Consider the following 13,384-nt stretch of genomic DNA (forward strand, 5'->3'; position numbering starts at 1 on the left):
CGTGAGCGGCTTTGCTTTAAAAAAACTGCTCACGCTGTTACTCATGCCTAGCACCGCCTTGTGCTTATTATTGGCTTTGGCTTTCCTGTTGTGCTTATTCAAGCGGCGGCGTTTGGCCATGCTGTTGGGCTGTACTAGTTTATTGCTGATTTTTGGCTTCAGTCTCTATCCGTTGAGTGGCGCCATGCTCCGTTATTGGGAGAAACAGTATTCAGCGCTACAACAAGTCCCCGAAGATACTGAGCTGATTGTGGTGCTTGGCTGTTTGCATTATGTTGACTCAGGCCAGCCGATAACCAGTCAGTTACTTCCCTGTGCCACCATTAAAGTGGCTGAAGCGGTGCGCTTATGGAGGCAGCAACCACAAGCCAAAATCCTGCTATCTGGCGGGGACATTCAACACAGCGGAGCACAACATGCTGACATGTTAGCGCAGTTAGCGCTAGCCTTAGGGGTGCCAGAGACTCAGCTTATTCGCAGTTACCAACTAAAAAACACTGCCGACGAAGCGGCCAATGTCGCCCGCAACCATGCCACCAAGCACTTGGTATTGGTGACTCAGGCTTCACATATGCCCAGAGCGATGCATTTGTTTGAAATGCAGGGTTTGCAGCCAGTGGCTGCGCCCACCGACTATGTAATCAAGAATTGGCAGGCCGAGTTTACTTGGCAGAGTTTCATTCCTAGTTTGCGGCATATTGCCAAGGCAGATCGCGCCGTATATGAAGGTTTGGCGATGCTCTGGTTGCGGCTGGCCGGTTAAGCTTATTTTTGTTTCTGTTGTAGCTCGGTGAGTTGCTGTTGAATTTGGTTAAGCTGTTTCTTCAAAGCATGTTGCTCCTTTCTTTGCTCGCGGATAAAGTGCTCTAGCGGGGCATTTTTTACCGAGCGCCCGTGTAGTAATATCGCCGACATCAAACCCGATACCGCACCAAAAAAGCCAACACCGGTTAAAATCATTAAGCCTGCAATTACTCTTCCTGCATCTGAAACTGGCACGAAATCACCATAACCTACAGTTGAAATAGTGACGATGGCCCACCACAGCGCTTCTCCTGCGCTATGAATTTGCCCATTGGTTTGTTCTTGTTCCACTAACAAAATACTGATGGAACCGAGCAAGATAATCATCAGCAGAGTAAACAGGATGCTGGCAATGGTAGATTCAACTTGCTGATCTTTTAAGTCCCGCATGATGTTACGTTGGCGGCGCACCGCTCGAAGTAACTTGTAGGCGTGAAAGAAGCGTAAGAAGCGCAGTCCTTCCACCATAGGAATACTGGCTACTAAGTCTATCCAGTTTTGTTTGATGTAATTGATGATTGAGGGGCTTCTAATGGCACTCACCACAAAGTGCAAAATAAAAATGCTACAGATAAGCGTATCGAGGTTAACCAATAAGGCGCGTAATTCTGAATCAGCCGGGTAAAAAAACAGGCTACTGACAATGACAATGGCAATAAAAGATAGCAGCAGCGTGGCGATATCGAAGGCGGTGATGTTGTTTGATTTCATCAAAAAATCCCAAATTCATGTAGAGCCTTAACTATACCTAAGTTTTATTTTCTCAGCAGTGTTTTAAGCATGGAGTTTGGGGTTTTAGCTGGGTGTTTGTCGCGGTTTGGCTGCAATGCTTTGACCGCTGCAACACTGTTGGCTTTGTGGCTTGTACTGGGGTGTTTTTCATGATGATATTAAACAAATTTTGGATGTGAGTTACCTCAATTATGGCGATTAACCAGCCCCTACCTAGTGAACTTTTAAGTGTTGCCAATCATGCATGGGAGCGACTCATAGAGTTAAATCCACAGCTACTAGAGCAGCTTAGCCCCAGTCAGCAACAGCAAACCCAACAGGCCTTTGCCCTGAGTGATTTTATTGCCAGTAGCTGCATTAGCCAGCCGCAGCTGTTGTTAGACATCTGGCAACAGGATTTGCTGAATAGCGCACTGGATGAAACGGCGATGCGAGCTCTGCTGAGCGAGCAGTTGGCGCTGCAGCTTAGTGACGATGGGGCGAAGAAGGTGTTACGTCAGTTCCGTCGTCAGCAAATGGTACTTATCGCTTGGCGAGACCTGTTATTACAGCAGCCCGTTACTGACAGTTTTTCCCAGGTTTCAGCGGTGGCTGACAGCTGTGTAGATAGCGCCAATCAATGGTTATACCAACGTTGCTGTGCCGAGTCTGGAACCCCTATGGATGCCGAAGGTAATGCTCAACCCTTAGTGGTGATCGGCATGGGTAAGTTAGGTGGACGTGAGCTGAACTTTTCCTCAGATATTGATTTGATTTTTTGCTACCCAGAAAACGGCGAAACCCAAGGTGGCCGCCGCAGTATTGCTAATCAGCAGTTTTTCATTCGTATGGGGCAGCGGCTGATTCAATTGATAGATCAACCCACCATCGATGGTTTTGTATTTCGAGTAGACATGCGCCTGCGCCCGTTTGGCGAATCTGGGCCTCTGGCGATAAGTTACGCCGCCTTTGAAGATTACTATCAGCACCATGGTCGTGACTGGGAACGTTATGCCATGGTTAAGGCGCGGGTGATTAATCAGGACTTGCGTTTTGATCAAGATATTCAAGCCATGCTCAAGCCTTATGTGTACCGTCGCTACATCGACTTTAGTGCGATTCAAGCATTGCGTTCGATGAAGGCGATGATCAATTCTGAAATTCGTCGTAAGGGGCTGCGCGATAACATTAAACTGGGCTCTGGTGGGATCCGCGAGATTGAATTTATTGTGCAAACTTTTCAGTTGATCCGCGGTGGGCGAGAGCCGGTGCTGCAAACCCGCTCCTTACTGAATGCACTTGTGCAACTCGGCGAATATGGGGAGTTAAGTGCCAGCCAAACGGCGATGTTACGTCAGCATTATCTGTACTTGCGTCAGGTGGAGAATATTTTACAGCAGATTGATGATCAGCAAACTCAGACTTTGCCTGATAAAAGCATCGATCAGCAGCGGGTGGCTTGGATTATGGGTCAGGCAGACTGGCCCGCTTTTTACCAGCAGTTACAATTGCGCTTGGCCGAAGTGAATGCTTGCTTTCAAAGTGCCATTGGCGAAGAAGAGCCAGAAGAGCATGCGGCCAGCCAAATCTATATGGATTTATGGCATTGTGGCGCCGACCGAGAGGCTTTGGCCAATTTGCTCAGCCAACATGCTTGTTGTGAGCAAGAGCAGCAGACCCGAGTGGATAGTTTGTATCATTTCATGCATGCGGTTGAGCACCGCCATATTGGCCAGCGCGGGCGACAAACCCTAGAGCGGATGATGCCCAGTTTATTGCAACAGCTGTTTGAACATCCACAAACGACCTTGGTTTTGCCTCGAGTAATGGTACTGCTGGAAAAGATTTTATCGCGCACCGCCTATTTAGAGCTGTTGGCAGAAAACCCCGGCTCTTTACAGCAGTTACTACGTTTGTGTGCAGGCAGTGCCATGTTGGCGGAGAAGTTGGCTAACTTTCCTATTTTGCTGGACGAGCTACTCGATCCCAGTTTGTTGTATAACCCGGTCAGCCCCGACTCTTATGCTCAGCAGCTGCGTGAATTTATGTTACGCATTCCCCCCGATGATATGGAGCAACAAATGGAGGCGCTGCGTCAGTTTAAGCAAATTCAGCAATTGCGCATTACAGCCGCCGATATCGCTGGCGCACTTCCCTTAATGAAAGTAAGTGATCACTTAACCGCAGTGGCTGAGGTCATCGTTAATGCGGTGGTTGAGCAAGCGTGGACGCAAGTGGTAGAGCGGCACGGTTACCCCGAACATTTGAGCGAGCAGCAACGCGGCTTTGCTGTAGTGGGCTACGGAAAAATCGGCGGTATTGAAACCGGTTATAGCTCAGACTTAGATTTGGTATTTTTGCATAACAGCGATAGCAGCACTTATACCAATGGCGCCAAGCAAATTGACAGTAAGCAGTTCTATTTGAAGTTAGCGCAGCGCATTATGCATTTATTTAATACTCGCACCGCTTCCGGGGTATTGTATGAATTGGATATGCGCTTACGTCCATCTGGCGCTTCGGGTTTATTAGTATCGGCCATTCAAGCCTTTGAAAATTACCAGTTGAATGAGGCTTGGACCTGGGAGCATCAAGCCTTGGTGCGAGCGCGAGTGGTGTATGGTGATGCAGATCTAGCAGAAGGTTTTGCTCGAGTGCGTCATCAAATTTTATCGCTACCACGCGAGGCCAAAGAGCTCGCCGAACAAGTTCAGCAGATGCGCACCAAGATGCAGCAGCACCTTAGCCGAGAAACCGACGAGCTGTTAGACCTTAAACAGTCTCCCGGTGGTATGGTAGATATTGAGTTTATTGCTCAATATTTGGTGTTATTACATACCCAGCACTTCCCTGAGTTAAGTCAATGGACTGACAATGTGCGGATCTTTGAAACTTGCGCCAAGCTGGGTTTGTTAGCGCCAGAGCAGGCTCAAGGTTTAACTCAAAGTTATTTAGACATTCGCGATGAGTGCCATCGCTGTGGCTTGCAAGGCATCTCTCGTATGGCTAAAAAAGCCGAGTTTACTCAGGATTTAAGTGTGGTGACCGAGACTTGGCAGCAGTTGTTTGCTGGTTAGTTAGGTCTCCGGTCTAGCACTTTGTAAGCCGCTCGGCGAGTTAAGGCGCCGAGCGGGCTACCTATCCCTCTAAGTTTCATTATTTCGTTTTGGCTTGAATAAGCAAAACGTGATGATTTAACCACCAATTGTAGCTTTATATAACCTTTATTGAAGGGTTTGATCCTTCAATAGCGAGTTAGCCGCTAGCCAATCCAGCAGTAACATTCCCTTATTGAAGTTTTCAATGCCGAGCTCCGCCCCCTTGGAGCCAACGACACTCTTCATGAGTCTGATTCTTCGGTCAGTTCACTACGAAAATGAATCACGAGAAACAAAATATGTGGAATAAATTAAATAAGTCGATGATGGTTTGCCAGATGCTGTTTGGCCTATCATTTTATGGCGTGCTAGTTAGCTTGACTCGTTTCTTCCTTGAAGAACTCCATTATAGTGAAGCGGATACCATGATGGTTGTCGGGGCCTTCGCCGCAATCGGGCCATTATTTGCCATTGCCGGTGGCTTTATCGCAGACAAACTATTAGGTGCCTATCGTTCGTTAACCATTAGTTATATCGCTTTTGTTGCCGGTTACTTGTTATTGATTGCTGGCGCCACTTCGTTACATGTCCCTACCGCCATGGCCGGTATAGCTTTAGCCAGTTATGGCCGCGGCTTAATGTCTCCCTCTTACCCTAGCTTGTACAAGCGCACTTTTGCCTCGCAGCAAGATTTTGAAACGGGCTATCCAATCAACTATTCGGTTAACAATATTGGCGCATTTCTAGGCCAATATTTATTCCCCATGGTGGTGTTATACATTGGCTTTAGTGGCGGTTTTGCGCTGTCTGCGGCGATGGCTTTAGTGGCTTTGTTAGTCTTATTGGTGTTGCACAAACAGTTTAAGCCAGTCGGTAAAAATATCGATCAAGCCGCGGTAAGCATCAAAACTTGGGGACTATTTGCCGCACTTTCATTAGCGATGATCCTATTAGTGTTCTTCATGTTTTCAAATATGGATGTGGGGCAAAACATTGTTTATGCGATTGGCCTATTAGCCATTGGTTACTTTATTTCGCTGATGTTTCGGGTGAGTCGTTCAGAAAGCTACAAGATGGGCACGATTCTCATTGTGACCTTCTTAACGACCTGTTTCTTTGTTTATTACGGGCAAATGATGACCTCGATGAACATTGTTGCGATAAATACCCTACAAGGTGAGCTGTTTGGTTTTATTCCTCTTGAGCCAGAAGCGGCCATGGCGATGAACCCGCTGTGGTGCATGCTGGGTGGGCCGATTGTGGCGCTGTCATTTCGTACACTAGAAAACCAAGGAATAAACTTGAGTACCTCTACTAAGGTGGCGGTAGCCTTTGTGTTAACCGCTATCGCGTTTGGTATTTTAACTTATTTTGTATCAACCGTAGGGGCTGATGTGGCGATTCGACCTGAAGTCTTCCTTGCAATCCATTTCTTCCAAGCTATTGCCGAGGTGATTGTGGGTTCAATGGTGGTGGCCTTTATCCTTTCGGTTGCGCCTCATCATATCGAGAACTTTTCGGTGAGTTTGTTTTCAGTAGCAATCGCCCTAAGTGGTATTGTAGGAGCCGCGCTCTCCACTAATATCGCCTTAGAAAAGGGCCAGGCAATCAGCCAAGATATAGTGCAAAACGTCTATGGCGAATACTTTCAGCTGTTAACCATTATGGCGCTGCTAATGATTGTGATTGCGCTAATTTCGTCGCGCATCATCAAATTGATGTTAGATAAAGCCGATGCATGTGAACAGCCTGCGCCGCAGCAAGAAGTGGCGGATGTATTAGCGGATGCTCCGCTTAGCTAAATTGGCAACGACCTATAAGCAAAGGCCCATTTCAGCACTGAGATGGGCCTTTTGCTATGCGGCGTAGGGCTTGAGTCCGCTCTAATAGACGCTGGCTTCGCCTTTGGGGCGAGATTTAAAGCGACGATGGATCCACATGTATTGCTCGGGCGCACGTAAAATGGCTTGCTCGATCACTTGGTTGATGCGTAGGGCGTCTTGTTCATCATCACCCAGCGGGTAATTCTCTAGGGCGGGCTCTATTACTAAGGTAAAGCCAGAACCATCTTGATTACGCAGCGCATAAGTGGGTAACACCTGCACATTTTTTACTTTAGCTAAAGTGGCGGTACCGGTAATCGTGGCGGCTTTGTCTTGAGCGAAAAAAGGCACAAATACCGCGGCGTGAGTGCCGTAGTCATGATCTGGGGCGTACCATACCGCATTCTCATTTCTCAGCGCCTTAATCATGCCGCGAACGTCGGTACGGTCAACCAAGTATTTGTTGGCTTTAGTACGCCCATGGTATTGAAAGTATTCATATACCGAATTTTTGTTAGGGCGGTAGATGCCTACACCTGGGTCTAAGCTGCCGTAAGCGCGAGCATGGCTTTCTAAGGTCCAGAAATGGGCACTAACGAGTAAAATACCACCCGGCTGTTGTCTGGCCTTTTCTAAGTGTTCTAAGCCTTCTACCTGAAAATGCTTAGCAAAGCGCCATTGTGGCCAAAACCAAGCGTTGGCGGTGTCTACCACCGAATGCCCAAGGTGGCTAAAACACCCCTCAAGTATTGCTTGGCGTTGCGCGTCGCTTTTCTCTGGAAAACAAATCTCCAGATTGCGTCGGGCAATATGTACCCGCGATTTGAGAATGGTTTTAGCTAAGCGGCCAATGGCTAGCCCTAAATAATGTTGTACAGCATAGGGCAGCAAACTAATGCTAAACATAAATGCAATAAGCAGCCATGCTCCCCAGTTTTTGGGGTGAAACGAGGCCGCATTAAGTTGGGGTGCTGAATTTTTCGCCATTTTTGTTTTATCACTGAAATAATGTGCAAAGTCTACCGTATATCCAACGATTATGCCGCAGACCATTAGTTTAACTATGATAAACTGTTAGTAATTAATTTTCGATGAGAGTGAACAATGAGAATAACCCTCCCTGAGTTTGCCCAAGCTAAAGTGCTGGTAGTTGGCGATGTAATGTTAGACCGCTATTGGCATGGACCCACCGGCCGAATTTCACCAGAAGCACCGGTTCCAGTGGTTAAAGTTGAACAAATTGAGGAACGCCCCGGCGGTGCCGCTAACGTAGCTTTGAACGCGGTGGCGCTAGGTGCCGGCTCAACCTTGTTAGGCATGAGCGGTGAAGATGAAGCCGGCGTGGCATTAGAGAATAAGTTAGCGGCGGTGGGTGTTGAGTGCCAATTTAGTAAATATGCAGGTTTTCCCACCATTACCAAATTGCGGGTATTAAGTCGTCATCAGCAGCTAATTCGGCTCGACTTTGAGGAAAACTTCCACGAAGTGGATAGCCAAGATCTTTGCACTAATTTTGCCCAGCAAGTTAAGTTACACCAAGTGGTGATTTTATCGGATTACAACAAAGGTGCCTTAAACCAGGTGGGTGAGTTAATTCGTCTAGCTCGTGAGGCTGGCGTACCAGTATTGGTTGATCCGAAAGGCAGCGCCTTTGATAAGTATCGCGGTGCCACCTTGCTCACCCCCAACTTCTCAGAATTTGAAGCGGTTGTGGGTAAGTGTAAAGACGAAGATGAGATTATTGCTAAAGGCGAGGCCTTAATTGAACAGCTAGATTTACAAGCCTTATTGGTCACCCGCAGCGAGCATGGCATGACCCTCATTCGTAAAGGCCAGCCAGAGTTACATTTGGCCGCCCTAGCGCAAGAAGTGTATGACGTAACCGGTGCCGGTGATACGGTGATTTCTACCTTAGCCAGCGCCTTGGCCGCTGGAGCATCCTTAGATGATGCTTGTGCGCTTGCTAATGCGGCTGCCGGTATTGTAGTGGGCAAACTGGGTACGTCTACAGTATCAACTATTGAGTTGGCCAATGCGGTATACGGCTCTCAAGAAACCGGTTTTGGTGTGCTTAGTGAGCAGCAACTGAAACTTGCCTTGGAAGCCGCAAAACGTCGTGGTGAGAAAGTGGTGATGACTAACGGTTGTTTCGACATTCTACATGCTGGCCATGTTTCTTATCTAAATCATGCGCGTACTTTAGGCGATAGACTAATCGTTGCCGTGAATAGCGATGCGTCAGTGAAGCGCTTAAAAGGTGAAGGCCGGCCAGTAAATAGTGTTGATCGCCGCATGGCGGTTTTGGCTGGTTTGGGTGCCGTTGATTGGGTGGTGGACTTTAGTGAAGATACACCACAGCGCTTAATTGCTAACTTATTGCCAGACTTACTGGTGAAAGGTGGCGATTATAAGCCCGAAGAGATTGCTGGTGGTGAAGAAGTGATCGCCAACGGCGGTGAAGTAAGAGTGCTTAACTTTGAAGACGGTTGCTCTACTTCTGAGATCATCAAGTCAATACGACAAAATCAAATTGACTAAGATAGTGAATCATAAATAACAAAGGCGCCTTAGGGCGCCTTTGTTATTTGGTTTGCTATAAGCTTATTGAGGAGGCATCAGACCAGAGTTAACCAGTATCACATCTTCCTCGCTCAGCGTTCCCGCCGCTTGTTTCAGTGCTAGCATGTTAAGGATGTAATCATAACGTGCGTTAGCTAAATCACTTTTGGCTGAATAGAGGTTACGCGTCGCATCTTGTACGTCAACGATGGTACGGGTACCCACTTCAAAACCAGCTTCAGTAGCTTCTAAGGCACTTTGTGATGAAATCACTGTTTGCTCGAAGGCTTTTACTGAGCCAATACTGGCGCTCACGTTGTTCACCACCGAGTTTACCGTGCTTTGTACGCTACGGAAGGTCTGTTCTAGCGCTTCTGAAGACGCGATGTAGCTGAACTGCGCTTGTTTTACTCGAGAATTAATGCTGCCACCTAGGTAGATGGGCCAGTTAAATTCAAGGCCGATATTACCCGCTGTATAACCGCCACCTTGGGCCGTGTCGGTAAGGTCGTTACCGTAACGATTGTTGTCGTAACCAATGCCTGCGGTTAAATCTAAGGTGGGAAGGTGACCACTTTGGGCTAAATCAATTTGCTCTTTAGCGATCTCTTTACCGATGCGCTGAGCATTTAGCTGTAGGTTGCGATCAATGGCTGTATCTAACCAGTAATTGGCACCTTGGCTAAGTGGGCTTGGTTCGAAACGCTCAGTATTAAGAATGTTAAGTTCACGGTGTTCTAAACCGGTTAATTGGCGAAGCCCTTCATAACTGTTTGATAGATTGTTACGCGCTTGAATTTCTTGGGCCAAGGTTCGGTCATATTCCGCTTGTGCTTCATGCACATCGGTAATGGCGGTTAAACCTACATTAAAACGTTGTTTGGTTTGCTCTAACTGACGACCCACTGCCGTTTTGTTGGCTTCAACAAAACGAACATTATCGATGGCACGTAATACGTTGAAGTAGGCTTCACTTACTCTAACAATTAAGCTTTGCACGTCGTTACCGTAAATCGCTTCAACGCGAGTGGCATTTTTTTCGCTAATGCTTAGGCTAGTCCAATTGCTCTGTGAATAAATTGATTGGCTTAAGCCCACCGAAGCATTGGTATTGGTAAGGCTATCCACACTATCATTGTTGGTGGTAGTGTATTTTGCGCCAGCCGAAAAGCCGATTTGCGGCAGCAACGAAGCGCGACTTTCTGTTATTTGCTCAAAAGCTACATCTCTTTGAGCTTTACTTTGTAAAATAACAGGATCTTTTTCCTGAGCGAGTTGATAAATTTGCAAGAGATCATCAGCTTGAGCTTGGAAAGCCAAAGGGCTAATACCACAAGCTAAGATTAACGATTTTATTTTCAGCTTCATTACGCCTTTCCTTTGGTCGCTTCTGTGTCGCGAGGTTATTCGGTATGAGTCATTAATTTTATGTAGACTGGGTATTAAATTTAACACGGCCTAATTAATGCTAGTCTATACCAGCTTGATTTCTAGAGTAAGACCTAGATTGTAAAGAACATTCATTAATTTATGTTTATTAGGACCTGTTGAGCTTTCGAGATGTTTTTTGCAGCCGTTTGTGGGGGTTTTTATACAAGGCAGAGGCTTTGCAATGTAGTTATTCTACCTGATACGCCGATAAGGTAGTAGAAAGCCCCCACAAACGCTGCCCGAAGGGTTCGGCTAAAAGCGTTTTACTCTTTGTTGAGAGCTGTTTTGCTTAGAATGCTAGGCTACAAACCTCTCGTCGCGATTAAAACGCTTTTATCTCGAACAAAAATTTACCGCGAAAGGTCAACAGGCCCTAGCTGTTCGATCAACAACAATCCTCAATTATACCTTCAGCTGGGGTCAGGGAGACGCAATTAAATGTCAAAAACAACCACTTACAGTCAGTTTTCTCATCAAGATCTTGAAATTAAACAAGTAGAAGATCTTTACCGAGGCTTTTTTAAATTGCAGCGCTATACCCTGCGCCATCGCTTATATCGAGGCGGATGGAGTGATTGGATCCAACGCGAGATGATGGATAGGGGCCATGCTGCGGGAATTTTGTTGTTTGATCCAAAGCTTGATAGTGTGGTGCTGGTTGAGCAATTTCGTATTGGTGCCGTGGAAACTGGGGCCAGCCCTTGGTTGTTGGAGATTGTTGCTGGCATGCTCGATAGTAGCGAATCTCCGCAAGAGGTGGCGGTACGCGAAGCCGAGGAAGAAGCGGGCTTGTTGGTGAAACGTGTGCTGGCTTGTAATAGCTTTTTACCTGGAGCTGGTGGCTTGAGTGAGCGAGTGCATTTATATCTTGGCGAAGTGGATGCCAGTGAAGCCGGCGGCGTTTTCGGTTTAGACAAGGAGAACGAAGATATTTTGGTTAAAGTGATTAAGCGGGAACAAGCCTTCGAGTGGGTACAAAACGGCCTAATTGATAACGCAGCTGCGGTGATTGCGATTCAATGGTTGCAGCTTAATTTGCAGAAAGTGATGCAGCAATGGCAAAATGGCGGCGAGGGTGATGGCTAGTAGCGGTGGGCCAAGTTCTTATCGGGTAAATTTAGACAAGCTGATGCAGCTTTATGCGGCAAATTACGGCTTGATGACTCGGCTTTTTCCGGCCGCTTTAGACGTCGGCGAAAAGCTTATCCTGCGGCCACACTTGGGAGAAAATTATCTCCTAGAAAGTAAAGAGCGTACTCGATACACCTCGTTGTATGAGATTAGGCAAGCTAACAGTCAAGCTTTTCACTACCTGCAACCGCAGCTATTAGTGCGTTTATACCACGACGCACGGTTGGCGGAAGTGTGTGCTAGTCAGCAGATTTATAAGCTAAAACCACGCTATGATTACCCGAATAAAAAGATGCATCACCAAGATGAAAAGCATCAAACAAATCAGTTCCTTAACGACTGGTTGCTATTTTGTTTAAAACAGCGGATGAAAGTTGAGTTTGCCTAAGCGAACAACTAGATAAGATTGTGGCACTAACTAAATTAAACATAACAACAGCCGAAGACGGATGCGTGCATTTATTGCAAGTGACCGATACCCACCTGTTTGCCGATGAGCAAACCGGTTTATTGGGGGTCAATACCAATGCAAGTTTTCAGGCAGTATTAAACGACATTAAAAACGATGGTATTCGGTTTGACTATATTCTTGCGACTGGCGATTTGTCTCAGGATCATAGTAAGGCCTCTTATCAACGCTTTGCCGAAAGCATTGCTCAATTGCAGCGCCCCTGTGTTTGGTTACCGGGGAATCACGATATGCAGGCTAACATGCAAACGCTTGAGCAACATGGTGTATTGGGTGCCAAGCAACTGATTAGTGAACATTGGCAAGTATTAATGCTTGATACTCAAGTTGAAGGTTCCCCGCATGGAATGATGAGCCAGCGGCAAATCGATGAGCTTAAACAGGCCTTAAGCGAATACCCCAATAAACATGTATTAATTGCCATGCACCATCAGGCCATTCCGGTAGGTAGTAAGTGGTTGGATCAGCATAATTTGAAAAATGCAGCACAGTTTTTTGAGGCTATCGCTGATTTCCCCAATGTGCGAGGGGTGGTGTTTGGTCATGTTCATCAAAACTATGAGTTTCAGTTTGATGGGGTCGCGTTTATCGCTACGCCCAGTACCTGTATCCAGTTTTTACCTCTCTCCGCCAATTTTGCCTTAGATCATCAGCAACCAGGCTGGCGTTATTTGCAGCTCACTCCTGAAGGGCGAATTGCTACTCGCCTACGTCGTCTGTCAGAGCGTAGCTTCCTTCCAGATCCCAAATCGAAAGGTTATTGAGTGGAGTCCCCATCGGTATTATTGTACTTACACGGATTTAATAGTTCGCCCAATTCGGCCAAAGCCCAAGCAATGGCCGATTACCTGCAAGCTTGTGAACCGAAAATTCAGTTTGTTTGCCCGCAACTGGCTTGTCACCCTCTAGCAGCTTGGCAGCAAATTGAACAGTTGTTACAACAACATCGCCAACAAAAACTGGCCGTTGTAGGCAGTTCTTTAGGTGGTTTCTTAGCGACCCGAGTTGCTCAATTAACTGGCGCTAAAGCGGTGTTAGTTAACCCTGCTGTAAAACCTTACCGTTTACTCAAAAATTTTTTGGGTGAGCAAGTTAACCCTTATACCCAGCAGCGTTACTTTTTAGAAGAACAGCATATTCAGCAATTAAAAGATTTAGAAGTCACCGAACTGAGCTGTCAGCAGCGGCTTTGGGTGATGTTGCAAACCGCCGATGAAGTGCTGGACTTTAGCTTGGCCGTCACAGAGTATAAGGGAGCAAATTTCACCATAGAAGAAGGCGGTGACCACAGTTTTCAAGGTTTTGAACAACACTGTGCCGCCATCCTCGATTTTTTGGCACTTAGGTAACAATTTCTA

11 protein-coding genes are annotated in these 13,384 nt (G+C 46.7%); 8 read left to right on the plus strand and 3 right to left on the minus strand.

Annotated elements, in window-relative coordinates:
• The first annotated feature begins 1 nt into the window (after position 1).
• A complete protein-coding gene (locus tag ACQY6Q_RS06225; protein WP_427979168.1) occupies positions 2 to 763 on the plus strand; it encodes a YdcF family protein in 762 nt (253 codons plus the stop codon).
• Positions 764 to 765: 2 nt separating this feature from the next.
• Here ACQY6Q_RS06225 and ACQY6Q_RS06230 read toward each other — a convergent pair whose 3' ends face one another.
• Entirely contained in the window at positions 766 to 1,515 is a 750-nt protein-coding gene (locus ACQY6Q_RS06230) for a potassium channel family protein (RefSeq protein ID WP_427979170.1), read from the minus strand.
• A 212-nt stretch (positions 1,516 to 1,727) separates the two neighbouring features.
• On the opposite strand from ACQY6Q_RS06230, the gene glnE reads away from it, so the two are divergent.
• Together glnE and ACQY6Q_RS06240 are read left to right on the plus strand one after the other, a co-directional pair.
• Positions 1,728 to 4,592: a bifunctional [glutamate--ammonia ligase]-adenylyl-L-tyrosine phosphorylase/[glutamate--ammonia-ligase] adenylyltransferase gene (gene glnE, locus ACQY6Q_RS06235; RefSeq protein WP_427979172.1), complete on the plus strand. Its 2,865-nt coding sequence runs from the start codon at positions 1,728 to 1,730 to the stop codon at positions 4,590 to 4,592.
• 320 nt (positions 4,593 to 4,912) lie between these two features.
• Entirely contained in the window at positions 4,913 to 6,415 is a 1,503-nt protein-coding gene (locus ACQY6Q_RS06240; protein ID WP_427979174.1) for a peptide MFS transporter, read from the plus strand.
• An 81-nt stretch (positions 6,416 to 6,496) separates the two neighbouring features.
• On the opposite strand, the gene lpxL is transcribed toward ACQY6Q_RS06240, so the two are convergent.
• Positions 6,497 to 7,423, minus strand: a complete 927-nt coding sequence (gene lpxL, locus ACQY6Q_RS06245; RefSeq protein WP_427979177.1) for an LpxL/LpxP family Kdo(2)-lipid IV(A) lauroyl/palmitoleoyl acyltransferase — start codon at positions 7,421 to 7,423, stop codon at positions 6,497 to 6,499.
• A gap of 117 nt (positions 7,424 to 7,540) precedes the next feature.
• Here lpxL and hldE point away from each other — a divergent pair, with 117 nt between their 5' ends.
• Entirely contained in the window at positions 7,541 to 8,974 is a 1,434-nt protein-coding gene (hldE, locus tag ACQY6Q_RS06250; protein WP_427979179.1) for a bifunctional D-glycero-beta-D-manno-heptose-7-phosphate kinase/D-glycero-beta-D-manno-heptose 1-phosphate adenylyltransferase HldE, read from the plus strand.
• Between the two features lie 63 nt (positions 8,975 to 9,037).
• Here the strand turns inward: hldE and tolC are convergent, their stop codons facing one another.
• A complete protein-coding gene (tolC, locus tag ACQY6Q_RS06255; RefSeq protein ID WP_427979182.1) occupies positions 9,038 to 10,363 on the minus strand; it encodes an outer membrane channel protein TolC in 1,326 nt (441 codons plus the stop codon).
• 501 nt (positions 10,364 to 10,864) lie between these two features.
• Between tolC and nudF the strand changes: the two genes are divergently transcribed.
• The 4 genes from nudF to ACQY6Q_RS06275 are packed head-to-tail and all read left to right on the plus strand — an operon-like array spanning position 10,865 to position 13,375.
• The gene (nudF, locus tag ACQY6Q_RS06260; protein WP_427979185.1) at positions 10,865 to 11,512 is read left to right on the plus strand and encodes an ADP-ribose diphosphatase; all 648 of its coding nucleotides are present in this window, start codon (positions 10,865 to 10,867) and stop codon (positions 11,510 to 11,512) included.
• Positions 11,505 to 11,945 carry a DUF1249 domain-containing protein gene (locus tag ACQY6Q_RS06265; RefSeq protein ID WP_427979187.1) on the plus strand — a complete coding sequence of 147 codons (441 nt, stop codon included), beginning with the start codon at positions 11,505 to 11,507 and terminating at the stop codon, positions 11,943 to 11,945. Before nudF ends, ACQY6Q_RS06265 begins: the two co-directional genes overlap by 8 nt.
• A gap of 20 nt (positions 11,946 to 11,965) precedes the next feature.
• Complete coding sequence (cpdA, locus tag ACQY6Q_RS06270; protein WP_427979189.1) at positions 11,966 to 12,790, plus strand: 3',5'-cyclic-AMP phosphodiesterase; 825 nt, start codon at positions 11,966 to 11,968, stop codon at positions 12,788 to 12,790.
• Positions 12,791 to 13,375, plus strand: a complete 585-nt coding sequence (locus ACQY6Q_RS06275) for a YqiA/YcfP family alpha/beta fold hydrolase (RefSeq protein ID WP_427979191.1) — start codon at positions 12,791 to 12,793, stop codon at positions 13,373 to 13,375.
• The last annotated feature ends 9 nt before the right edge of the window (positions 13,376 to 13,384 follow it).

Origin of the sequence: Agarivorans sp. (genome assembly GCF_050295395.1) — a bacterium.
Classification (GTDB): Bacteria; Pseudomonadota; Gammaproteobacteria; order Enterobacterales; family Celerinatantimonadaceae; genus Agarivorans.